Here is a 22,556-nt window from a genome sequence, read left to right as displayed (position 1 = left end):
TACCTGCTTAGGCTGAAAGCCTCAGTGCTTATGAGACTTTGTTATTGATATATCGCTGAATAAGGAGAAAAGTGGCAGCAGGTTTTCTGAATGCCTTCTACAGTTAAATGTAAGACGAGACTTTTTGTACGAGCAGAGTAACCAAAAGAATTGTGTATCCCGATAAAAAAACGTCAGGTTGGCATAAGGGTTGCTGTACTCATTAAAGAATATCTTCCGGGAGCAGCTAGACAATTTTATTACGCTCCTTTACCTGTGCTAAAAACGAAAGGACGGGCATCGCTATGAATATATTCGATCACTATCGTCAGCGTTATGAAGCTGCCAAGGACGAAGAGTTCACATTGCAGGAATTCCTCGCCATCTGTAAACAGGATCGCAGTGCATACGCCAACGCTGCCGAGCGACTATTAATGGCCATCGGTGAGCCGGTGATGGTTGACACTGCGCAAGAGCCACGCCTTTCCAGAATTTTCTCCAACCGCGTCATGGGACGCTACCCTGCCTTTGAAGAGTTTTACGGTATGGAGGAGGCGATTGAGCAAATCGTTTCTTACCTGAAACATGCCGCGCAGGGTTTGGAAGAGAAGAAACAAATTCTCTATTTACTGGGTCCAGTGGGCGGCGGTAAATCTTCGCTGGCTGAACGTCTAAAAGCACTGATGCAGCGCGTTCCTATCTATGTGCTGAGCGCTGACGGCGAACGCAGCCCGGTAAACGATCATCCACTCTGTCTGTTTAACCCGCAGGAAGACGCCAATATTCTGGAAAAAGAGTATGGCGTGCCGCGGCGTTACCTCGGCACCATCATGTCGCCGTGGGCGGCAAAACGCCTGCATGAGTTTGGCGGCGATATTACCCGCTTCAAAGTCGTTAAGGTGTGGCCATCGATTCTTGAACAGGTTGCCATTGCCAAAACTGAACCAGGTGATGAGAACAACCAGGATATCTCCGCGCTGGTCGGTAAAGTGGATATCCGTAAACTGGAAAACCATGCGCAAAACGATCCTGATGCTTATGGCTATTCCGGTGCATTGTGCCGCGCTAACCAGGGTGTGATGGAGTTCGTTGAGATGTTTAAAGCACCTATCAAAGTGCTTCATCCCCTGTTGACCGCGACACAAGAAGGTAACTACAACGGTACCGAAGGCATCTCTGCCCTGCCGTTTAACGGCATCATTCTGGCGCACTCTAATGAATCAGAATGGGTCACCTTCCGGAACAACAAAAATAATGAGGCGTTCCTTGACCGTGTCTATATCGTCAAAGTGCCTTATTGCTTACGCGTTTCCGAAGAGATCAAGATTTACAACAAACTGTTGGATCACAGTGAATTGACCACCGCGCCATGTGCACCGGGTACGTTGGAAACATTGGCCAGGTTCTCCATTCTGTCACGTCTGAAAGAGCCGGAAAACTCCAGCATTTACTCGAAAATGCGCGTCTATGATGGTGAAAGCCTGAAAGATACCGATCCAAAAGCGAAATCCTGGCAGGAGTATCACGATTACGCCGGCGTTGATGAAGGTATGAATGGCCTCTCCACTCGCTTCGCCTTCAAAATTCTGTCGCGCGTGTTTAACTTCGATCATGCTGAAGTGGCGGCCAACCCGGTACATCTGTTTTACGTGCTGGAGCAGCAAATAGAACGTGAGCAGTTCCCACAGGATCAAGCTGAGAAGTATCTGGAGCATCTGAAAGGCTATCTGATTCCGAAATACGCAGAGTTCATCGGTAAAGAGATTCAAACCGCGTATCTGGAGTCTTACTCTGAATACGGGCAGAACATCTTTGATCGCTACGTCACCTATGCCGATTTCTGGATTCAGGATCAGGAATATCGTGATCCCGACACCGGACAACTGTTTGACCGTGAATCGCTGAACGCCGAACTGGAAAAGATCGAGAAACCTGCCGGGATCAGTAACCCGAAAGATTTCCGCAACGAGATCGTGAACTTTGTGCTGCGTGCCCGGGCGCAAAACAGCGGTCGCAACCCGAACTGGACCAGCTACGAAAAACTGCGCACGGTCATCGAGAAGAAGATGTTCTCCAATACCGAAGAGTTGCTGCCAGTCATTTCGTTCAATACCAAAACCTCAACGGACGAGCAGAAAAAACACGACGATTTTGTCGATCGCATGATGGAAAAAGGCTATACCCGCAAGCAAGTACGCCTGCTGTGTGAATGGTATCTGCGCGTGCGTAAGTCGTCATAATCGTTACCTGTAAGCGACGCGGCGCTCGAGCGCTGCCACAGGAGGCCGGGGAATCCCGGCCTAAGCTTACAATGCAGCTTGGGGGAGTTTTATGGCCTATTTTATCGATCGGCGTCTCAACGGTAAGAATAAAAGCGCCGTCAATCGGCAGCGTTTTCTGCGCCGTTATAAGTCGCAAATCAAGCAGTCGATCTCCGAGGCCATCAATAAGCGTTCGGTGACCGATGTCGAGAGCGGCGAATCGGTCTCGATTCCAATTGACGATATCAATGAGCCGAGTTTCCACCAGGGCCGCGGCGGCAATCGCCATCGCGTTCACCCCGGGAACGATCACTTCGTACAAAACGACCGCATTGAGCGCCCACAAGGTGGCGGCAGCGGCGGTGGCAGCGGCCAGGGGAATGCGAGCCAGGACGGTGATGGTCAGGATGAATTCGTCTTCCAGATCTCAAAAGATGAATATCTCGATCTGCTGTTCGAAGATTTGGCGTTGCCGAACCTGCGTAAGAATCAGCATCGTCAGTTAAACGAGTACAAAACCCATCGCGCTGGCTACACCTCAAACGGTACGCCGGCTAACATCAGCGTGGTGCGTTCGTTACAGAACTCGCTGGCGCGGCGTACAGCGATGACGGCGGGTAAACGCCGCATGCTAAACGAGCTGGAAGCGACGCTGACGGAAGTAGAAAACAGTGAACCAGCCCAGTTGCTGGAAGAAGAACGCCTACGTAAAGAGATCGCTGAGTTGCGCGCGCGCATTGAGCGTGTGCCGTTTATCGATACCTTTGACCTGCGCTACAAAAACTTCGAGAAGCGGCCAGAACCGTCCAGTCAGGCCGTGATGTTCTGTTTGATGGACGTGTCAGGTTCGATGGATCAAGCCACTAAAGATATGGCGAAGCGCTTCTATATCCTGCTGTATCTTTTCCTGAGCCGCACCTATAAGAACGTTGATGTGGTTTACATTCGCCATCACACCCAGGCGAAAGAAGTTGATGAACAGGAGTTCTTCTACTCGCAGGAAACGGGCGGCACTATTGTATCCAGTGCCCTCAAGCTGATGGATGAAGTGGTAAAAGAGCGCTATGACCCGGCGCAGTGGAACATTTATGCGGCGCAAGCCTCAGACGGTGACAACTGGGCCGATGATTCCCCACTCTGTCACGAGATTTTAGCCAAGCATATTCTGCCGGTTGTGCGTTATTACAGCTACATTGAAATTACGCGCCGCGCCCACCAGACCTTGTGGCGCGAGTATGAACACCTGCAGGCGATGTTCGATAACTTTGCAATCCAGCATATTCGTGAGCCAGAAGATATCTATCCGGTATTTAGAGAGCTTTTCCACAAACAGGCGGCTGAAGCCTGAATGTATAAGCCGGTCACTGACCGGCTTTTTCTTATCAGCAGCAAACCTCAATCCTTGCCAATTCCTGTTGCATTTTCATACAAATGTAGCCTTATATGGGATACGGCCCCACAGAATGAAAAAATGTGCAATTAAGCGCTGACAAGCTATTGATAAGGCATTATCTTTTCACCTTGTCTGTGTGAATCCCCCGCAGTTTGTCTTTTTTGTTCCCGCCGCAGGAGAATGCCGTTGAATGCCAGCATGATTTACAGTTTGTTCATTATTGGGTCCGTGCTGGTAGCAGCAAGTATTTTGCTCAGTTCCTTTTCATCCCGCCTTGGCATTCCTATTCTGGTGATCTTCCTTGCTCTCGGCATGTTGGCCGGCATTGACGGCATTGGCGGCATCGCGTTCGATAACTATCCGGTTGCCTATCTGGTCTCTAACCTCGCGTTAGCCATTATCCTGCTGGATGGCGGCATGCGGACTAAAGCGTCCTCACTGAAAGTGGCGCTCGGTCCAGCGCTATCGTTGGCGACAGTCGGCGTAATGATCACCGCCGGATTAACCGGCGTCGCCGCAGCCTGGTTATTCAAACTCGACTTGATGCAGGGCTTTCTGATTGGCGCGATTATCGGTTCCACCGATGCCGCGGCGGTGTTTTCACTGCTGGGCGATAAAGGCCTGAATGAACGTGTTAGCTCAACGCTGGAGATCGAATCCGGCAGTAACGATCCCATGGCGGTGTTTCTTACCATCACGCTGATCGACATGATTCAACAAGGCCAGTCTGGATTAAGCTGGATGTTCGTGGTTCATCTGGTTCAGCAGTTTGGTCTGGGCATTGTGTTAGGCCTCGGCGGCGGCTGGGCGCTACAGCAGCTGATTAACCGCATTAACCTTGCGCAGGGTTTGTATCCGCTGCTGGCAGTAAGCGGCGGCATCATCGTATTTGCCCTCACCACAGTAATGGAAGGCAGCGGCATCCTGGCGGTCTATCTCTGCGGTTTCCTGTTGGGTAATAGCCCCATTCGTAACCGCCACGGCATCCTGCAAACCTTTGACGGCATGGCCTGGCTGAGCCAAATCGGCATGTTCATCGTGTTGGGGTTGCTGGTAACGCCGTCCGATCTTTGGCACATCGCGGTGCCAGCGATGATTCTGTCACTATGGTTGATTTTGGTGGCTCGCCCACTTTCCATCCTCGTTGGCCTGTTACCTTTTAAAGGCTTCACCGGCCGTGAACGAATCTTTATTAGTTGGGTCGGCCTGCGTGGCGCGGTGCCGATCATCCTCGCCGTTTTCCCGATGATGGCTGGGCTGGAAAACGCCAAGCTCTACTTTAATATCGCGTTCTTTGTGGTACTGGTTTCGCTGATGCTCCAAGGCACCTCGCTCGGTTATGCCGCAAAACGCGCCAAAGTGGTGGTGCCGCCGACCGCCTCGCCAATCAGTCGCGTTGGGCTGGATATCCATCCGGAAAATCCGTGGGAGCAGTTCATCTATCAACTGAGCGCCGATAAGTGGTGCGTCGGCGCCGCGCTGCGCGATTTACAGATGCCGCGTGAAACCCGCATCGCCGCGCTGTTCCGCGATAACGCGTTGATGCACCCGAACGGCAATACGCGTCTTAAAGAAGGCGATGTACTGTGCGTCATTGGCCGCGAGCGCGATTTGCCGGCGTTAGGCAAGATGTTCAGCCAGTCGCCTCCGGTATCGCTCGATCAGCGCTTCTTCGGCGACTTTATTCTTGATGCCGAGGCGCGCCTGCGCGATGTCGCCCAAATTTACGGGCTGGAACTGGATGAGCAGACCAACGATCAGCAATCGCTGGGTCAGCTGGTGATGAGCCTGTTAGGCAGCACGCCGGTGGTCGGCGATCAGGTGGAATGGAATCAACTCACCTGGACAGTAGCCGAAAAAGAGGACAATCAAATCGTCAAAATTGGCGTGCGCGTGAGTGAAGACAAGGAATAATCCGAGTCTTTAACGCTCGTAAAAGGCGTGTGAACGACTATGCTCACTACTCAGCCCAGCAAATACGGGAGAATGTTATGGGACACGTGGTGAAGATTGGTCGTTATGAAATTGTTGATGCAGAGTTCAATACTGACAATGTCGATACTGTGAGTATTCCCTGCCACACCAATCCCGGCCTGAGTGACCAACTCGACGGCTGGGATGTGGAAACCAGTGTACCGGCGTGGATTGATGGCGAGGCAGTCGATCTGCAAATCGGACATTATGATAAACAGCAGGACCTGTGGGTCCTAAAAAAACCTGCCTGATCGTTTCTCACCGCCATTGAGCCAATGGCGGTCATTCCGAAAAGTTGTCTTAAAATGAAGCGCCATATTGCAGTTTATTTTACTTTTAACCTTATATTTCAAACGATTATCCAATTATTTCTTTAGTCATTTATTTCCTTTTCAGACTATTTCCATATTAACTCTGTCAAATAACTCCTGCATACTCTTAAACGTTGCTGCAGCTTTTCGTGACGTGCATCACGTCTCAAACGGCCCTTTCCTTGCAGCGCTTATGGCAGCACTGACTTATATCTCGCTGAAAATATTATTTTTTCTGCTTTTCAGCGGACCACTCCTGAGCGCGTACTTGATTCTGGTCAGGCCATCTTTTACTTAAGAAAAGAGAGCAGGTTTTATGGCAAGTACTTTGATAATGAATAGCGCAACCCGCTCGTGGAGCGGACTGCGCAAAAATCTCATCGCAAAAGTCGCACTTAGCTTATCGGATTTAATTGCGTTAAATCTGGCATTGTTTTTATCTGCCGCTACCGTTCAAGGTATTTGGGGCGAACTGGATACCTTTATTCCGCCACAGCAGATTGAATACCGGTTTATTGCCCAATTAGGCCTTTCGGTGCTTTGTACCGCCTGGTTCTGGGTACGCATGCGTCACTACACTTACCGCAAGCCGTTTTGGTTTGAATTGAAAGAAGTCATCAAGACGCTGTTCGTCTTCTCTCTGCTCGATCTGGCGCTGATTGCCTTCTCGAAATGGGACTTCTCGCGCATGGTTTGGGTATTTAGCTGGACCTACGCCCTGCTGCTGCTGCCGCTGATGCGCGCGGTAGTGAAACGCGCAATCAACCGCGCGGGCCAATGGCAGAAGGAAACCATCATCATTGGTTCCGGCAAAAATGCGATGGAAGCTTATGCGGCGCTGCAAAGTGAAGAGATCCTGGGTTATAACGTGCAGGCCTTTATCTCGCTGGATGATGACCAACAACATGAAAAAGTGAACGGCGTGCCGGTAATTACCTGGAAAGATATTAACTGGCAGACCATGGACCGTGACAACACGCAATTTATCGTCGCCACCGAGTTTGAGCAGCAAGTGGTGCGCGATAAATGGCTGAAGTTCCTGTCCAAAATGAAATGCCGTTCGATTTCCGTGATCCCTACGCTGCGTGGTGTGCCGCTGTATGGCACCGACATGTCATTTATCTTCAGTCATGAAGTGATGATCTTGCGCGTGAGCAATAACCTGGCGAAACGCTCTTCCCGCTTCCTGAAACGTACTTTCGACATCGTGGTGGCCTCGCTACTGCTGCTGTTCCTTGGACCGGTGTTTGGTCTGCTGTGTGCGATGGTGAAACGCGATGGTGGCAATGCGATTTATGGCCATGAACGCGTGGGACAAGATGGCGTGAAGTTCAAGTGCCTGAAGTTCCGTTCAATGGTCACTAACTCGCAGGAAGTGCTGCAAAACCTGCTGGCGACCAGCGAGGAGGCACATGCCGAGTGGGATCGTGATTTCAAACTGAAAAACGACCCGCGCGTCACCAAAATTGGTAACTTCCTGCGTAAAACCAGCCTTGATGAGTTGCCACAGCTGTGGAACGTGATTCGCGGCGAAATGAGCCTGGTGGGTCCACGTCCGGTGATTGAAGCGGAACTGGAGCGCTATGCCGGCGATGTTGATTACTACCTGATGGCCAAGCCGGGCATGACCGGTCTGTGGCAGGTTAGTGGCCGTAACGACATCGACTACGATACGCGCGTTTACTTCGACTCCTGGTACGTGAAGAACTGGGCGCTGTGGACGGACATCGCCATTCTGTTTAAAACCGCAGGTGTCGTGGTACGTCGCGACGGCGCTTACTAATACCCTCGACGCGGTGCCTGTGCACGTTGGCAGGCATCGCATTTTTTTATCCCTTTCTTTTTCCCCGCAGAGTCATTACCCTTCCCGCTTGTTTAACAGGTCGTTCGGTTCGTAATGCAAAAATTCACCTTAATTCTGCTAAGCCTGGTGCTGCTGGCGCCGCTTGGTATTGATCTTTACCTCCCTACTCTGCCGCAAATCGCCGATGGACTGAACAGCCCGGTGAGTCTTATCCAGATCACCATTCCGCTGTTTTTGTTAGTGATGGGCATCGGTCAGCTGGTCACCGGACCGTTGGTGGATAACTTTGGCCGTAAACCGATCGCGCTGATCGGCCTGGGGCTTTATATCATCGGCAGCGCGATTGCTGCCACTGCGACGCTTTGGCCGGTGTTCTTCCTCGCACGTATCATTCAGGGCTGTGCCGTGTGCTGCACCGCGGTGGTGGCATTCAGCGGCGTGCGCGATCGCCTCAGTGGCGAAGATGCCGCGCGCGCCTATGGCTTTCTCAACGGCGCACTGAATATCGTGCCAGCGCTGGCACCGCTACTGGGCGGGATTCTGGCTGAAGCCTACGGCTGGCGTATGCCGTTCTGGTTCCTGTGCGGTTATGCGCTGGTTATCGGTTTGATCGTACTGCTGTGGCTGCCGGAAACGCGTCCTGCGGACACGCTGCGCGTCAAAGGTCTACCGCTAGCGCAGTATGCTGCGATCGCGCGTGAACCGCGCTTCCTCGCCTTCGCTTTTGCCAATGCGGGCGCGCTGGGCATGGTGCTGACGTATGTTTCGCTAGCGCCGCACGTGCTGATGACCGAAGGTGGCCTCACGCCGCTGCAGTTCTCCTTCGCATTTGGTGCCAACGGCTTCTGGATCATGCTGGTGAGCGCCTTCGTGAATAAAACGATTCGCAAAGCGGGACGTCCGTTCTGCCTGGCGATGGGTTTTGCCACGATGCTGATTGGCGCGATTCTGCTGATGATGGGCACCACGCTGCTACCCGCGGCATGGCAAAATCATTGGGCGCTATACATGATTCCGGTAGCGGTTTCGGTAGCAGGATTGGCGTTCACGGTGGGGCCGGCCACCAGCTACGCGCTGGAGCCCTATCAGCAGCAAGCGGGTGTTGCCGCGGCCCTCCAAGGTTTTATTCAGATGGCGTGTGGCGCAGGTGGCAGCATGGCAATCGTGGCACTGCCCGTTGCAGAGAAATCATCGCTGGCGTTAATGATGTTGACAGGTGCAGCGCTGGCTCTGATCGCCTGGCGCTGCAGCAAGAAGATGCACGGCAGCGTGACCGCGCTTAAATAACCTCAACCGGAACGCGTGGCGCAAGCGCACACATCAGCTCGTAGCCCACCGTTCCGGCAGCTTTTGCCACTTCATCAATCTTCACCTGATTCCCCCATAGCTCAACCTTCGAACCAATTCCGGCCTGCGGGCAGGGTTCCAGATCGATCATCATCATATCCATGGATATCGCGCCCAGCGTTTGTGTGCGCACGCCATCAACGCTGACCGGCGTTCCGGTGGGTGCATGACGTGGATAGCCGTCGGCGTAACCACAGGCAACAATACCAATACGCTGCGCTGCACCAGCATGATAGCGATAGCCGTAACCGACACCATCACCGGCATTCAATTGCTGTACACCAATGATCTCGCTGTGGAGTGTCATCACCGGCTGCAATCCGGTGCTGGCGATATCCTGCCAGTCACCGCTCGGCGATGCGCCATACAGGATGATGCCAGGACGCACCCAGTCAAAATGCGCTTCCGGATGCCACAGCGTGGCAGCAGAATTCGACAAGGAGCGTGGACAACCGAGTCCTTCCGCTGCCTGCTCAACGCGCTTCATCGGCTCAATGATGCCTTGCGGGTTTTCGGCATCGGCAAAGTGCGCCATCAGCGTCATTTCACCGACGTTAGGCAATGCGCGCAGTTTTTGCCACGCCGCCTGCGCCAGTTCAGGCCGAAAACCTAACCGATTCATGCCGCTGTTGATTTTCAGGTAGACATCGATCGGTGCCGACAGATGTGCCTTGGCGAGCGCCTGAATCTGCCAGTTACTGTGTACGCTGGTGGTGAGACGATAGCGATCGATCAGCACTAAATCGTCGGCATGGAAGAAGCCCTCCAACAGTAGGATCGGTTTTTTCCATCCCTGCTCACGCAGCAAAATCGCCTCTTCCATATTCAGCAGCGCAAAACCATCAGTTTCGGCGAGGCTTTGCCACACGCGGGCCACGCCGTGGCCATACGCATTGGCTTTTACCACTGACCAGACGTGCGACTGAGGAGCCGCCTGACGCACAGTGGCCAGATTATGACGCAGTGCCTGGCGACTGATGGTGGCACCGGTTGGACGTGACATGCTTGTACTCTCCCTGGGGTTTCAACGCGCCGCGTTGGCGTTACGCAGTGGCGACGCATGTGGCTCAAAACCCGGCAGGTAGCGCAGCACTGACAAATCATCTGCGGCAATCGCCGGTTTCTGACCGGAAATTAAATCGGCCAACAGCTGACCGGAACCACAAGCCATCGTCCATCCCAGCGTACCGTGACCGGTATTGAGATAGAGATTTGAGAGCGGCGTGCGCCCCACAATCGGCGTACCGTCTGGCGTCATCGGACGCAAGCCGGTCCAGAACGTGGCCTGTTCGACATATCCGCCTTCAGGATAAAGATCGCGGACGACCATCTCCAGCGTTTCGCGTCGTGCCGGCAACAGTTTGGTGTTAAAACCAACAATTTCTGCCATGCCGCCCACGCGGATGCGATCGTCAAAGCGCGTCACCGCCACTTTGTAGGTTTCATCAAGGATGGTGGAAACCGGTGCAGCATCAGCATTTTTAATCGGAATGGTTAACGAATAGCCTTTCAGCGGGTACACCGGGATCGCCAGGATATCTTTCAGTAACGCTGTGGAATAGGAACCAAACGCCACTACGTAAGCATCGGCTTTAATCACTTCCTCGCCACACTTCACGCCGTAAATGCGGTTGCCCTCGCGCAGCAGTTGGTCGACCGATGTGTTGTAGCGGAAAGTGACGCCCGCCGCCGCTGCCATCTCTGCCAGTCGTTGGGTGAACAGCTGGCAATCGCCGGTTTCATCGTTGGGCAAGCGTAAACCGCCGGTAAGCTTGTGGGCGGTCGCCGCTAATGCCGGTTCGACATTTTTCAGTTGATGTGCCTCGAGTAGCTCATAAGGCACGCCAGCATCACGCAGCACCGCAATATCTTTGCTGGCACTGGCAAACTGCTGCTGAGTACGAAAAAGTTGCAGCGTTCCGCCCTGGCGACCTTCGTAAGCAATACCGGTGCTGGCACGCAGCGTTTTCAGGCAGTCGCGGCTGTACTCCGCAATGCGTACCATGCGGCTTTTATTCTCTTGATAGTGCTGCATGTCGCAGTTACGCAACATATTCCACATCCATTCCAGCTGGAACTTGCTGCCGTCCAAACGTACCGCCAGCGGCGCGTGACGCTGAAACATCCATTTGACAGCTTTGAGCGGAACGCCCGGCGCCGCCCAGGGCGCAGCGTAGCCCGGCGAGATCTGTCCGGCATTACCGGCGCTGGTTTCCAGCGCCGCTGCGGGTTGACGATCGATGACCGTCACCTCGTGCCCAGCCTGTGCCAGATACCATGCGCTTGCTACCCCAACCACACCACTACCAAGAATTACTACGCGCATAAGCCCCTCGTCGCAGCAAAAGAATAATTAACTATTAACCAAGCCCAGGGCAGAATAATTTCACCGCCCATCAAATCTTACATTTGACCGCCATATTTCACATGTTTTTCACCTAACTGCACACTGAAATCATGCATCACATCAAAAATCAGGATTTTTTATGCCTTTAATCGCTTAATCAGCCATTTATTATGCGTCAGGTAGGGGTTTTACCTTTTTTCAGGAGAAAGCGCCGCAGTCATACAATGCACTTATAAACAGAATATTATCCTGACAATTGAAATAAAACCAACACTTACCATAAGTATCAGCTTAACTGACGCTTTTTGAATGATTTTCTGCCAAAAGAATTCAATTGAGATTCAGTTTCGGATAGGCGACAGTGGACTATCATTGAAGTGTTCGCTCAGTTTTATTGGGCCATCTTTACTCAGGATGAGGCCTTAAACGATCGTGACAGGTGATCCCTGCCGCTTGCAAAACAGAGGTGCGCTATGACGACAATCTTTGACGAGCCAACCCGCAACAGTAAACGACTCAGTGACGGCCCAGACTGGACCTTCGAACTGCTGGATGATTATCTGGCGGAAATTGACCGCGTAGCGAAAAGCTACGGACTGGAAACCTATCCGCACCAAATCGAAGTGATCACCTCCGAACAGATGATGGATGCGTACTCCAGCGTGGGTATGCCGATCAACTATGCACACTGGTCGTTTGGCAAGAAATTCATCGAAACCGAACAACGCTATAAGCACGGTCAGCAAGGCCTGGCTTATGAAATCGTGATTAATTCCAATCCGTGTATCGCCTATTTGATGGAAGAGAACACCATGACCATGCAGGCGCTGGTGATGGCGCACGCCTGTTATGGCCACAACTCTTTCTTTAAAAATAACTATCTGTTCCGCAGTTGGACCGATGCCAGTTCGATTGTTGATTACCTGTTATTCGCCAGAAATTACATCACCGATTGCGAAGAGCGCTATGGCGTCGAGGAAGTTGAGCGCCTGCTCGATTCCTGCCACGCGTTGATGAATTACGGCGTTGATCGCTATAAACGTCCGCAAAAAATTTCGCTGCAGGAAGAGAAGGCCCGTCAGCAGAGCCGCGAAGAGTATCTGCAGAGCCAGGTAAATACACTTTGGCGCACGCTACCGCGTAAAGAGAAGGAATCGGTGCACATCCAGGCATCGCGCTATCCCTCTGAGCCACAGGAGAACCTGCTCTATTTCATGGAGAAAAATGCGCCGCTGCTGGAGTCGTGGCAACGTGAAGTGCTGCGTATTGTGCGTAAGGTCAGCCAGTATTTTTATCCGCAAAAACAGACGCAGGTGATGAACGAAGGCTGGGCGACATTCTGGCACTACACCATCCTTAATCATCTGTATGACGAGGGCAAAGTGTCGGAACGCTTTATGATGGAGTTCCTGCATAGCCACACTAACGTGGTGTATCAGCCGCCCTATAACAGTCAGTGGTATAACGGCATCAACCCGTATGCGCTGGGCTTTGCGATGTTCCAGGACATCAAGCGCATCTGTCAAACACCTACCGAAGAAGACCGCTACTGGTTCCCTGACATTGCCGGTTCCGACTGGCTGAAAACCATGCATTTTGCCATGCGTGAATTCAAGGACGAAAGCTTCATCAGCCAGTTCCTGTCGCCAAAAGTGATGCGTGATTTCCGGTTATTTACGGTGATGGACGATGACCGCAACAATTTCCTCGAAATTGCGGCCATTCATGACGAAGCGGGTTATCGCGCCATTCGGCAGCAGCTGTCGGCACAATATAATCTGAGCAATCTGGAACCTAACATTCAGGTTTATAATGTCGACTTACGTGGCGATCGCTCATTGACGCTGCGTTATGTGCCGCAACAGCGGGCGCCGCTCGATAAGAGCCGCAAAGAGGTCCTGAAGCATGTGCATCGTTTGTGGGGCTTTGACGTGATTCTGGAACAGCAGAATGAAGACGGCAGTGTAGAGTTGCTGGATCGATCGCCCACGCGCGGTCCAACGCTATAAAACAAAAAACCGGACTGTTAACGTCCGGTTTTCCTTTTATTGCTGGTTATCGCTTGCTGGCCAAATCATCCGGCATGCTTTTCTGCATCTTGTGCCAAATCTCACCGCTGCGTCGACCGTATTCACGTACGCTATCGACAATTTGCTCCTGCGAAGGATTTGCCACGCACAGATCGGCCAGTTGGCGATAGAAGTTACGCGCCAGTTCACGGGCTTCCAGACTGGAGAAGTAGTGACGACCCACACGGGTATACAACCCTTTCAGGCCATTCAAAATCAAACCATAAATCGGGTTACCGGACGCAAACGCCAAACCGCGAAACACACGATAATCGAGCTCGGTGTAAGCCTCTGCTTTATCCTCCTCACTCAGCGCATTTTCCAACACTTCACGCGCTTTTTCTGGATGATGGCGCAGTGCACGGCTGATAAAAATGGAAGAGATGTTGGTACGCACCGATAGCAAATTATCAATCAGTTGCGGCACGCTATCGTGGTCGAGTCGGGCCAGCGTTTCGAGGATGTTTAAACCAGAGGTTTCCCAGAAATCATTTACGCGTGTCGGCTTGCCATGTTGGATGGTCAACCAGCCATCACGTGCCAGGCGCTGCAACACTTCACGCAGCGTGGTGCGAGTCACGCCAATCAGTTCAGAAAGCTCACGTTCGGCAGGTAGAATGGATCCCGGCGGAAAACGACTGTTCCAGATGCTTTCAATAATATACTCTTCAGCAAATCCCGCAGGGCTCTGCGCCTTAATCACCATAGCATTTATTTCTCGTTGCTTTCTTTATCGTAATGCGACTCATCATACCAGAGCGGCTATAGCGGAAATAGCCTGCCAAACGATTAAAAGCGCGCGCTGGCGCAAAATTCAGCTGTGTTTTCAGACACGCTAGTGCAACAAAGCATACGTTTGCGCTGCGCTTGTTGCCGACAGATTTTCTCTCGCCTTTTGAGTCCACTCTTTTTTCACTTCAACCAGACTTAAGTCATTTTTGTACATGATTTTTTCCCGCTGCCTGGCTGGCACGGGTGCGCTTTTGGTTTACACTGCGAAACATTAACGGTTACAGGGAAAGCAATATGTTGCGATATTTGAATCAATGCTCGCGTGGACGAGGTGCCTGGCTTTTGCTGGCCCTAACGGCTCTGGCTTTTGAATTGACGGCTTTGTATTTTCAACACGTGATGGGATTGCAACCCTGCGTGATGTGTATTTATGAGCGTTGCGCACTGTTTGGTGTGATGGGTGCAGGCATCGTGGGTGCCATCGCGCCAAAAACGCCGCTGCGCTGGGCGGCGATCCTGATCTGGATTTATAGCGCCATTGAAGGGGTTCGCCTCTCCTACGACCACACCATGATTCAGCTGCACCCCAATCCATTTGTCACCTGCGATTTTGCGGCGCGTTTCCCCACCTGGCTGCCGCTGGATAAATGGCTGCCCTCGGTGTTTGTCGCCAGCGGCGACTGCGCCGAACGTGGCTGGACTTTCCTGACCTGGAGCATGCCGCAGTGGATGATTGTGATTTTCGCGGCGTATCTGTTGGTCGCGCTGCTGGTGTTAATTGCCCAACCGTTTAAACCTAAACGCCGCGATCTGTTCGGACGTTAAGCACAAACAAAACAGGCAGCCATAGCTGCCTGTTTTATGTTTAACCGTTACGGTCTGGTCGATCAATTATATGCTCTTCCCAATCGCGCACTTCACTCTCACGCACCGCAATAAAACGCACGGAAATGCGCTGGGCATGCATCGCTTTTTTAGAGCCGGCGATCAGCGGATGCCAGGCCGGCAAAGTTTTCCCTTCCCCTAACACGCGATACGCACAGGTACGCGGCAGCCATTCAAAACTGGTGAGATTTTCGCGCGTCAGCTTGATGCAGTTCTCTTCTAACTCAAAACGACGCTCGTAGCTGCGACATTGGCAGGTTTTGATGTTCAGCTGATTACAGGCGACGTTGGTGAAGTAGATCTCATCGGTGTCCGCATCCTGCAACTTATTCAGGCAACATTGGCCACAGCCGTCGCACAGGGATTCCCACTCTGCGTCGTTCATTTGGTCAAGGCGTTTAGTCTGCCAGAAAGGTTGTTCAGTCATGATGGCGGTCCGGGTTGATAATAAGACCGCACCTTATAAAGCTTCAGGTGCGGTGATGCAAGTTTTACAGTACGCGCGTGGAAATACCGTGACCGGCAAGTGATACTTCCAGTTTATCGCCAGAGCGCATCGGGCCAACGCCTTCAGGCGTTCCGGTTAGGATCACGTCACCTGCGCGCAGCGTGAAATACTGGCTCATGTAGGCAATCAGCGGCAAAATTTTGTGGATCATATCGGCAGTCGTACCGTGCTGACGCACCTCGCCATTCACGATCAGCTTCAGCTCGGTATTCTGTGGATCGCCGCCGAATTCTGCCGCCGGTATAAATCCTGACAGCGGACATGAATTATCAAAGCCTTTCGATTTTTCCCACGGTTGACCCGCTTTCTTCAACCCCGCCTGCACATCGCGTAGAGTCAAATCCAGCGCAACGCCGTAACCGGCAATTGCTTTAGCGACATGTTCTTCGCTCGCCTGCTTCAGCGTCGAGCCAATCAGCACCGCCAGCTCCACTTCATGATGCACTTCACCAAAGGTTGCCGGAATCGACAGCGGCTGGCGCAGATCGCAGACCGCGGTTTCCGGTTTGATAAACACCACAGGCTCGGTTGGCGTGGCACTTCCCATTTCCTTTATGTGTTTAGCATAGTTGCTGCCGACGCAAACCACTTTGCTGACCGGATAATCCAACAGAGCGCCCTGCCAGTTACGATGCTGATACATGCTATTCCCCTGCTTGAGTTGTGTTTGCCGCCAGTGCGACTGGCGAGTAAGTCGAATTCAGTGCCGGAACGCGGCAGGCTGAGAGGGAATATATTAGCGGGTTTGTGGCGGCAGGCGTGGTGGAAATTGTCAAAAGTCGTTAATCGTATACAACAAAATCTGCAAACGCCTGGATAATTGCCCGCAATAAAGGGTTAACGCGGGCAGTTAATTAACGCAAATAGCACTGATTATTTCTACAGGATATATTTTACAGATGAATCTGAATTAATCTTTTTTACCCTGATCGAGATGAATGTTGAGCAGACTTTCAACCGGTGGTGGAATTTGTAAATAATAGCCGTGTTCGCTTAAACCTTGCTTAACTTTATTGATATCCGCGTTAGCCAGCTTGTCACGCTTATCCAGCGACAGCACCATGGCCAGCTGGGGTTTGCCGAAGCCACGCAGCAGTTCTTCTGGTACGCGGGAGAAATCGTCTTTTTTTTCAACATACAGATAAGTCTGTTCACGTTGCGGGCTTCTGTAGATCACACAAAACATATTTTTTACTCGAATTAACCGATGGCGTCACTTGCCTGAATATAGCAGTAACTATAACATGCTTGCAGAACTTCGAATATTGACCGTTTGATGTTATTGCCGATTTTATCGACGTACATTTAAAGGTCGTAAAACAGGACTGAGTCAGCAAAGATGTCGCAAACGCCAATCGAATTCAAGGGAAGCAGTTTTACCCTGTCAGTCGTTCATCTGCATCATTCGCAACCCGAGGTGATTCGTCAGGCGCTCCAGGAAAAAATCGATCAGGCACCGGCCTTTTTACTGAATGCGCCCGTGGTGCTCAATGTATCAGCGTTGACAGGCGACATTAACTGGAAGCAGATGCAACAAGCGGTGATGGCGACGGGTTTACGTATCGTTGGCGTCAGCGGTTGCAAAGATGAAGCCCTGAAAAAAATGATTGCCCGCGCAGGTTTGCCGGTACTCTCTGAAGGTAAAGAGAGTCGCAAACAGGCGAGTGCTCCGGTTGTCGAAGCCGCCCCGGTGCTTCCCGCGGTAACGGCAGAAGCCGTCAGTAAAACGCGCATCATTAATACGCCAGTGCGTTCGGGCCAACAGATTTATGCGCGTAATGCCGATCTCATCGTCACCAACAGCGTCAGCGCCGGTGCCGAGCTGGTAGCCGACGGGAATATCCATATCTATGGCATGATGCGAGGCCGTGCGTTGGCCGGCGTGGGTGGCCAAAGCGATAGCCAGATTTTTTGTACCAACCTCGCCGCAGAGTTGGTCTCAATTGCCGGGGAATATTGGATGATCGATCAGATCCCGGCGGAATTCTTTGGTAAAGCGGCACGCCTAAGCCTGATAGAGGGCGCGCTTACCATTCAGACACTTAATTAAGCCCCTTTTCTTTCGTTAAGGAAATCAACATTTATGGCACGCATTATTGTAGTTACATCGGGTAAAGGGGGCGTTGGCAAGACCACGTCAAGCGCGGCCATCGCCACCGGGTTAGCGCAGAAAGGCAAAAAAACGGTCGTCATCGATTTCGATATCGGCCTGCGTAACCTGGATTTAATCATGGGCTGTGAACGCCGCGTGGTGTACGACTTTGTTAACGTTATTCAGGGTGATGCCACACTGAACCAGGCGCTGATCCGTGACAAGCGTACTGAGCAACTCTACATTTTGCCGGCTTCGCAAACGCGCGATAAAGATGCGCTGACCCGTGAAGGCGTTGAGAAAGTGCTGAATGATTTGGCGGCGATGGAGTTCGACTTCATTGTGTGTGACTCACCGGCGGGCATTGAAACCGGTGCGCTGATGGCGTTGTATTTCGCCGATGAAGCCATCATCACCACCAACCCGGAAGTCTCTTCAGTTCGTGACTCGGACCGTATTCTTGGCATCATCTCGTCTAAATCACGTCGTGCCGAGAACAGCCAGGATCCGGTGAAAGAGCATCTGCTGCTGACCCGTTACAATCCAGGCCGCGTCACCCGCGGTGATATGTTGAGCATGGAAGATGTGCTGGAAATTCTGCGCATTCCACTGGTTGGTGTGATTCCGGAAGATCAATCTGTGCTGCGTGCTTCTAACCAGGGTGAGCCGGTGATCCTCGACGCAAACGCTGACGCCGGTAAAGCCTATGCTGATACCGTAGATCGCCTGCTTGGCGAAGAACGCCCCTTCCGCTTTATTGAAGAAGAGAAGAAGGGTTTCCTTAAACGCCTGTTCGGGGGATAACCAATGGCATTACTTGATTTCTTTTTATCCCGTAAGAAGAACACAGCCAATATAGCCAAGGAAAGGCTGCAGATTATCGTAGCCGAACGCAGAAGGGGCGACAGTGAGCCCCATTACCTGCCGCAGCTGAAGCGCGATATTTTGGAAGTGATCTGTAAATACGTAAAAATTGACCCGGATATGGTGACCGTTCAGCTGGATCAGAAAGGGGATGATATCTCCATCCTTGAGCTCAACGTAACGCTGCCGGAGCCGGAAGACGTTCCTAAATGATTAAAGCGGTTTCCTGATTTTCCCCTGCGGTATTACGCAGGGGAAAATGCTGCACTTACAGTGCCTGCAGGATCTCGTCGATACCCGCCTTCAGCAAATCACCTCGCCAGCCTGTTAGCAGCTCAGGTGTGCGCGAAGCGTTCTTCAATCCCCAATAAACACTCAGCACCTGATTGATCTGGCGGCGTGATGCCAGCAACTCCTGACTAAATCCACTCTCCTCGCTCACCTGTTGCACCAGCGCTTTAATGGCTTTGAAGGCCTGCTTATAGTGCGGATGATCGATAAGATTCGGCAGCGGCTGCGGCAAGGTAGCTTCATCCTGTGCCTGTGCTTCAGCCACCAGCGCCACCATCGCTTTACCGTGGAAACGGATCTCATGGCCGTTCAGCCCTAAATGATCCAGCTCGCCAAGGCTGCCCGGCATAAAGCGCGCCACTTTCCACAGATTCTCTTCGCGCACAACAAAGTTCACCGCCATATCTTTTTGGCGCGCAATGTTCAGACGCCACGCAGCCAGACGCTGCAAGGCTGCCAGCTGGCGTGGGCGCAACTGCCACGCATTGGTGATGTCACGCCAGGCTTCTTCGGGTTGCAGCACGTCAAGACGGCGCTGACACAGCGTGTCGCATTCGCTCAACGCCGCCGCCATGTTGCCGGCCGCTTCTGTCTGCGTAATCAGCTGATGGGCAATCGGCAGCAGATAAGCAACATCGGCAGCGGCATATTCACACTGACGCTCAGTCAGCGGACGCGCCAGCCAATCGGTGCGCGATTCGCTTTTATCCAACTCGATTTGGTTAAAGTGCATCACCATCGAGGCAAAGCCCCATGACAGCGCCTGACCACTGAAGGCTGCCAGTATTTGCGTATCGATCATCGGATCGGGCAGGCACTTGAAGCGATGCAGGAACACCTCAAGATCTTCTCCACCGGCGTGGAGGAATTTGGTGACCTGCTTATCCTGCAGCAACGCCACGAACGGCGTCCAGTCACTGATATTAAGCGGATCGATCAGGATCAGCTGGTCGCCATCAAACAGCTGAATCAGGCCGAGCTGCGGATAGTAGGTGCGGGTGCGCACAAATTCGGTATCCAGCGCCACGGCAGCATGTTGGCGTGCTTTCTCGCACACGGCGGCCAGTTGGTCATTTTGGTCGATCAGGGTGTAATTCACGTTGTCTTTCTCGCTGCGGCAAACTACGCGCAGCGCTCCATGTTAAAAGCAATAAAAACGCCGGACTGTGCCGGCGTTAACCTGAGGAGAATGGCGCGTTACTGCCCTTCTCGCTTCGCCTCATCACGCAATTCGCGGCGCAATATTTTGCCCACGTTGGTCTTCGGCAACTCGTCACGAAACTCGATAATCTTCGGCACTTTGTAGCCGGTGAGCTGGCGGCGGCAATGATCCAGCACTTCCTCTTTCGTCAATGACGGATCTTTCTTCACGATGCACACTTTTACTGCTTCGCCTGACAGATCGCTCGGTACGCCAATCGCCGCGGCTTCACGCACTTTCTCGTGCTGCATCAGCACATCTTCAATCTCGTTAGGATACACGTTAAAGCCCGACACCAGAATCATGTCTTTTTTACGATCGACGATGCGAATAAAGCCTTCGCTATCAACGGTAACAATATCACCGGTATGCAGCCAGCCATTTTTCAGCACTTCATCGGTGGCATCGGCGCGCTGCCAGTAGCCGGTCATTACCTGCGGACCACGAATGCACAGCTCGCCCGGCTCACCCGGCGGCACCTCTTTATCTTCATCATCCGCAATGCGCACGTCGGTGGAAGGCACCGGTAAACCAATGCTGCCGGTGTGACAGGTAATATCATACGGATTCACCGACACCAGTGGCGAACACTCGGTCAGGCCGTAACCTTCCAGCAGATAGTGACCGGTGAGTTTTTCCCAGCGCTCAGCAACGGCTTTTTGCACCGCCATGCCACCGCCAGCGGACAGGCGCAGCGTAGAGAAATCGAGTTTATTGAAGTTGGCATCATTCAGCAGCGCATTGAACAAGGTATTCACGCCGGTGATGGCAGTAAACGGAAACTTGCTCAGCTCTTTAACGAAGCCCGGAATATCGCGCGGATTAGTAATCAAAAGGTTCGTGCCGCCGAGGTCGAGGAACAGCAGTCCGTTCACCGTCAGCGCAAAAATGTGATAGAGCGGCAGCGCAGTCACCACCTGCTCTTTACCCGGGCGCAACAGCTTGCCGTAAGTAGCTTTCGTCTGTTCCAGGTTGGCCTGCATATTGCGGTGCGTCAACATCGCGCCTTTGGCAACGCCAGTGGTCCCACCGGTATATTGCAGGAAGGCCAAATCATCATTGGTGACGGTAGGACGCTGATAGGTCATCTGCTCGCCCTGCTGCAGCGCGCTGCGGAACGGCACAGCGCCGGGCAGGTGATATTTTGGCACCAGCTTTTTCACATACTTAACCACGAAGTTGACCAGCGTGGCTTTCACCGGTGCCAGCTGATCGCCCATACGCGTCAGCATGACATGCTTGATTGGCGTCTCGGCCACCACTTTTTCCAGCGTGTGGGCAAAGTTCGACACGATAACAATAGCGCTGGCCCCGCTATCAATCAGTTGGTGTTTGAGTTCGCGCGGCGTGTAGAGCGGATTGACATTGACGACTACCATGCCGGCGCGCAGGACGCCAAACAGGGCAACCGGATATTGCAGCAGATTGGGCATCATTAACGCCACACGATCGCCCTGCTTCAAGCCTAAACCCTGCTGCAGCCAGGCCGCAAAGGCGCGGCTCTGCTTTTCCAGCTGCCGATAGGTCATCGGCTGGCCCATATTGATAAATGCCACCTGATCGGCATATTGCTGAGTGGCATGTTCGAAAAGATCGACCAGAGAAGTATAACGATCGGCACTAATTTCCGCTGGGACATCTGGCGGATAGCGTTTGAGCCAAACCTTGTTCAAAGAATCACCCCGATATTCTTGTTGTGTAGCCATCGCCGCCTCGACAATCAGTGTTGTTAACAATATTTTAACTGATTGTACCAGTTTGCCTGTTTCGGCATTTTCAGGTTGCGAAGCGCATCACTAAATTTCGCGCATCGGTTGCGCGTCCAATAAAAAGGCCCGCTCGCAAGCACCGCGACCGGGCCGTAAATTAAAAGATAAAGCGTTATTCGGTGAGGATAGTTTGCACCTGCGCCGGCTGGCCGAGGTTCATGCCCCAATAAGGATTAGGCCCCCAATACCCCGCACGATGGCGCGTTGGGCCATACCAAATATAGGGATCGATCGGTTGTGGCGGTGTCATCACCTGCTGCGTCAAATGCCAGCGCTGATAACCGCGTACATCGATCACCACAAAGTTGTAGCTGGCCTTCCCGATATCCCCTTTTTCGATGCCTTTAATGTTACCCAGCACCGTAATATATTGATTGTTCAGATCGACCGGATCCACGAAGCCGCGAATATCGGCAAAAATGCGGCCAACCGAAGCGGCACCTAAGCGCGGACGCGCGCTATCATCCAGCGGTTGGGTGGCAATCTCTACCCGGGTTAAGCCGTTAAGATTGGTGACCTTCACCACTTTGCCGCCGAAACGCGATTCCTGACCGACATACAGCTGTGGCGCGTTCATCACGCGCAGTAAATCTTGCTGTGGCAGCTCAGAACTTCCTTTAATAGAATCTGGCACCGAAACACAGCCGCTGAGCAGCAGCGCGCAGGCTAACAGAGCGCCAGACATCCCTTTACGACTTATTGGCATAGCACTTCTCCTGTTATTTCTCT

General features: G+C 52.5%; 20 protein-coding genes. 11 read left to right on the top strand and 9 right to left on the bottom strand.

Annotation, left to right across the window (positions count from 1 at the left end; translation table 11 throughout):
• The first annotated feature begins 284 nt into the window (after nucleotides 1–284).
• The 6 genes from yeaG (at nucleotide 285) to PMI17_RS11700 (ending at nucleotide 9,009) form a co-directional block, all read left to right on the top strand.
• Nucleotides 285–2,219, top strand: coding sequence for a protein kinase YeaG (yeaG, locus tag PMI17_RS11725; RefSeq protein ID WP_007889683.1), 1,935 nt, complete (start codon nucleotides 285–287; stop codon nucleotides 2,217–2,219).
• Nucleotides 2,220–2,310: 91 nt separating this feature from the next.
• Nucleotides 2,311–3,588, top strand: a complete 1,278-nt coding sequence (locus PMI17_RS11720; RefSeq protein ID WP_007889682.1) for a YeaH/YhbH family protein — start codon at nucleotides 2,311–2,313, stop codon at nucleotides 3,586–3,588.
• Nucleotides 3,589–3,819: 231 nt separating this feature from the next.
• Nucleotides 3,820–5,547 (top strand): potassium/proton antiporter, encoded by a 1,728-nt coding sequence (locus tag PMI17_RS11715; RefSeq protein ID WP_007889680.1) that lies wholly within the window; start codon nucleotides 3,820–3,822, stop codon nucleotides 5,545–5,547.
• A 77-nt stretch (nucleotides 5,548–5,624) separates the two neighbouring features.
• On the top strand, nucleotides 5,625–5,858 hold the full coding sequence (locus PMI17_RS11710) for a DUF1480 family protein (RefSeq protein ID WP_007889678.1): 234 nt from the start codon (nucleotides 5,625–5,627) through the stop codon (nucleotides 5,856–5,858).
• A 376-nt stretch (nucleotides 5,859–6,234) separates the two neighbouring features.
• Nucleotides 6,235–7,701 carry an undecaprenyl-phosphate galactose phosphotransferase WbaP gene (gene wbaP, locus PMI17_RS11705; RefSeq protein WP_007889676.1) on the top strand — a complete coding sequence of 489 codons (1,467 nt, stop codon included), beginning with the start codon at nucleotides 6,235–6,237 and terminating at the stop codon, nucleotides 7,699–7,701.
• Between the two features lie 114 nt (nucleotides 7,702–7,815).
• The gene (locus PMI17_RS11700; RefSeq protein WP_007889674.1) at nucleotides 7,816–9,009 is read left to right on the top strand and encodes a multidrug effflux MFS transporter; all 1,194 of its coding nucleotides are present in this window, start codon (nucleotides 7,816–7,818) and stop codon (nucleotides 9,007–9,009) included.
• On the opposite strand, the gene dadX is transcribed toward PMI17_RS11700, so the two are convergent.
• Together dadX and PMI17_RS11690 are read right to left on the bottom strand one after the other, a co-directional pair.
• Nucleotides 9,002–10,072 carry a catabolic alanine racemase DadX gene (gene dadX, locus PMI17_RS11695; RefSeq protein ID WP_007889672.1) on the bottom strand — a complete coding sequence of 357 codons (1,071 nt, stop codon included), beginning with the start codon at nucleotides 10,070–10,072 and terminating at the stop codon, nucleotides 9,002–9,004. The genes PMI17_RS11700 and dadX overlap by 8 nt on opposite strands.
• Before the next feature lie 21 nt (nucleotides 10,073–10,093).
• Nucleotides 10,094–11,395: a D-amino acid dehydrogenase gene (locus PMI17_RS11690; protein WP_007889671.1), complete on the bottom strand. Its 1,302-nt coding sequence runs from the start codon at nucleotides 11,393–11,395 to the stop codon at nucleotides 10,094–10,096.
• A gap of 494 nt (nucleotides 11,396–11,889) precedes the next feature.
• Here PMI17_RS11690 and PMI17_RS11685 point away from each other — a divergent pair, with 494 nt between their 5' ends.
• Complete coding sequence (locus tag PMI17_RS11685) at nucleotides 11,890–13,425, top strand: SpoVR family protein (protein WP_007889670.1); 1,536 nt, start codon at nucleotides 11,890–11,892, stop codon at nucleotides 13,423–13,425.
• 46 nt (nucleotides 13,426–13,471) lie between these two features.
• Here PMI17_RS11685 and fadR read toward each other — a convergent pair whose 3' ends face one another.
• Nucleotides 13,472–14,191 carry a fatty acid metabolism transcriptional regulator FadR gene (gene fadR / locus PMI17_RS11680; RefSeq protein WP_007889669.1) on the bottom strand — a complete coding sequence of 240 codons (720 nt, stop codon included), beginning with the start codon at nucleotides 14,189–14,191 and terminating at the stop codon, nucleotides 13,472–13,474.
• Between the two features lie 320 nt (nucleotides 14,192–14,511).
• Here fadR and dsbB point away from each other — a divergent pair, with 320 nt between their 5' ends.
• Complete coding sequence (gene dsbB, locus PMI17_RS11675; RefSeq protein ID WP_007889668.1) at nucleotides 14,512–15,042, top strand: disulfide bond formation protein DsbB; 531 nt, start codon at nucleotides 14,512–14,514, stop codon at nucleotides 15,040–15,042.
• A gap of 40 nt (nucleotides 15,043–15,082) precedes the next feature.
• Here dsbB and PMI17_RS11670 read toward each other — a convergent pair whose 3' ends face one another.
• From PMI17_RS11670 to PMI17_RS11660, 3 genes are all read right to left on the bottom strand, one after another.
• Complete coding sequence (locus PMI17_RS11670; RefSeq protein WP_007889667.1) at nucleotides 15,083–15,529, bottom strand: YcgN family cysteine cluster protein; 447 nt, start codon at nucleotides 15,527–15,529, stop codon at nucleotides 15,083–15,085.
• 64 nt (nucleotides 15,530–15,593) lie between these two features.
• A complete protein-coding gene (locus PMI17_RS11665) occupies nucleotides 15,594–16,253 on the bottom strand; it encodes a fumarylacetoacetate hydrolase family protein (RefSeq protein WP_007889666.1) in 660 nt (219 codons plus the stop codon).
• A gap of 267 nt (nucleotides 16,254–16,520) precedes the next feature.
• Entirely contained in the window at nucleotides 16,521–16,796 is a 276-nt protein-coding gene (locus PMI17_RS11660; RefSeq protein ID WP_007889664.1) for a YcgL domain-containing protein, read from the bottom strand.
• Between the two features lie 153 nt (nucleotides 16,797–16,949).
• Here PMI17_RS11660 and minC point away from each other — a divergent pair, with 153 nt between their 5' ends.
• From minC to minE, 3 genes are read left to right on the top strand one after another with little or no spacing between them, the layout of a single operon-like run.
• Nucleotides 16,950–17,660, top strand: coding sequence for a septum site-determining protein MinC (minC, locus tag PMI17_RS11655; RefSeq protein ID WP_007889663.1), 711 nt, complete (start codon nucleotides 16,950–16,952; stop codon nucleotides 17,658–17,660).
• A gap of 33 nt (nucleotides 17,661–17,693) precedes the next feature.
• Nucleotides 17,694–18,506, top strand: a complete 813-nt coding sequence (gene minD, locus PMI17_RS11650) for a septum site-determining protein MinD (RefSeq protein ID WP_007889662.1) — start codon at nucleotides 17,694–17,696, stop codon at nucleotides 18,504–18,506.
• 3 nt (nucleotides 18,507–18,509) lie between these two features.
• The gene (gene minE / locus PMI17_RS11645; RefSeq protein ID WP_007889661.1) at nucleotides 18,510–18,779 is read left to right on the top strand and encodes a cell division topological specificity factor MinE; all 270 of its coding nucleotides are present in this window, start codon (nucleotides 18,510–18,512) and stop codon (nucleotides 18,777–18,779) included.
• Between the two features lie 55 nt (nucleotides 18,780–18,834).
• Here the strand turns inward: minE and rnd are convergent, their stop codons facing one another.
• The 3 genes from rnd to PMI17_RS11630 all read right to left on the bottom strand — a co-directional run bounded on the left by rnd (nucleotide 18,835) and on the right by PMI17_RS11630 (nucleotide 22,533).
• On the bottom strand, nucleotides 18,835–19,956 hold the full coding sequence (gene rnd / locus PMI17_RS11640) for a ribonuclease D (RefSeq protein ID WP_007889660.1): 1,122 nt from the start codon (nucleotides 19,954–19,956) through the stop codon (nucleotides 18,835–18,837).
• A gap of 98 nt (nucleotides 19,957–20,054) precedes the next feature.
• Complete coding sequence (gene fadD / locus PMI17_RS11635) at nucleotides 20,055–21,731, bottom strand: long-chain-fatty-acid--CoA ligase FadD (protein WP_152929130.1); 1,677 nt, start codon at nucleotides 21,729–21,731, stop codon at nucleotides 20,055–20,057.
• A gap of 208 nt (nucleotides 21,732–21,939) precedes the next feature.
• Complete coding sequence (locus tag PMI17_RS11630; RefSeq protein ID WP_007889657.1) at nucleotides 21,940–22,533, bottom strand: Slp family lipoprotein; 594 nt, start codon at nucleotides 22,531–22,533, stop codon at nucleotides 21,940–21,942.
• Nucleotides 22,534–22,556: the final 23 nt, after the last annotated feature.

The organism is Pantoea sp. GM01 (assembly GCF_000282675.1).
Taxonomy (GTDB): Bacteria; Pseudomonadota; Gammaproteobacteria; order Enterobacterales; family Enterobacteriaceae; genus Pantoea; species Pantoea nemavictus.
The sequence above is the reverse complement of the archived record's forward strand: the minus strand, read 5'-3'. Positions and strand labels throughout refer to the sequence as shown.

Bases quoted from the DNA above. Each gene is read 5' to 3' on its own strand.
- fadR (WP_007889669.1), bottom strand. From the start codon at position 14,191: ATGGTGATTAAGGCGCAGAGCCCTGCGGGATTTGCTGAAGAGTATATT.
- dadX (WP_007889672.1), bottom strand. From the start codon at position 10,072: ATGTCACGTCCAACCGGTGCCACCATCAGTCGCCAGGCACTGCGTCAT.
- minD (WP_007889662.1), top strand. From the start codon at position 17,694: ATGGCACGCATTATTGTAGTTACATCGGGTAAAGGGGGCGTTGGCAAG.
- PMI17_RS11685 (WP_007889670.1), top strand. From the start codon at position 11,890: ATGACGACAATCTTTGACGAGCCAACCCGCAACAGTAAACGACTCAGT.
- minE (WP_007889661.1), top strand. From the start codon at position 18,510: ATGGCATTACTTGATTTCTTTTTATCCCGTAAGAAGAACACAGCCAAT.
- PMI17_RS11630 (WP_007889657.1), bottom strand. From the start codon at position 22,533: ATGCCAATAAGTCGTAAAGGGATGTCTGGCGCTCTGTTAGCCTGCGCG.
- wbaP (WP_007889676.1), top strand. From the start codon at position 6,235: ATGGCAAGTACTTTGATAATGAATAGCGCAACCCGCTCGTGGAGCGGA.
- PMI17_RS11665 (WP_007889666.1), bottom strand. From the start codon at position 16,253: ATGTATCAGCATCGTAACTGGCAGGGCGCTCTGTTGGATTATCCGGTC.
- PMI17_RS11720 (WP_007889682.1), top strand. From the start codon at position 2,311: ATGGCCTATTTTATCGATCGGCGTCTCAACGGTAAGAATAAAAGCGCC.
- dsbB (WP_007889668.1), top strand. From the start codon at position 14,512: ATGTTGCGATATTTGAATCAATGCTCGCGTGGACGAGGTGCCTGGCTT.
- yeaG (WP_007889683.1), top strand. From the start codon at position 285: ATGAATATATTCGATCACTATCGTCAGCGTTATGAAGCTGCCAAGGAC.
- PMI17_RS11660 (WP_007889664.1), bottom strand. From the start codon at position 16,796: ATGTTTTGTGTGATCTACAGAAGCCCGCAACGTGAACAGACTTATCTG.
- PMI17_RS11670 (WP_007889667.1), bottom strand. From the start codon at position 15,529: ATGACTGAACAACCTTTCTGGCAGACTAAACGCCTTGACCAAATGAAC.
- PMI17_RS11690 (WP_007889671.1), bottom strand. From the start codon at position 11,395: ATGCGCGTAGTAATTCTTGGTAGTGGTGTGGTTGGGGTAGCAAGCGCA.
- PMI17_RS11700 (WP_007889674.1), top strand. From the start codon at position 7,816: ATGCAAAAATTCACCTTAATTCTGCTAAGCCTGGTGCTGCTGGCGCCG.
- PMI17_RS11710 (WP_007889678.1), top strand. From the start codon at position 5,625: ATGGGACACGTGGTGAAGATTGGTCGTTATGAAATTGTTGATGCAGAG.
- minC (WP_007889663.1), top strand. From the start codon at position 16,950: ATGTCGCAAACGCCAATCGAATTCAAGGGAAGCAGTTTTACCCTGTCA.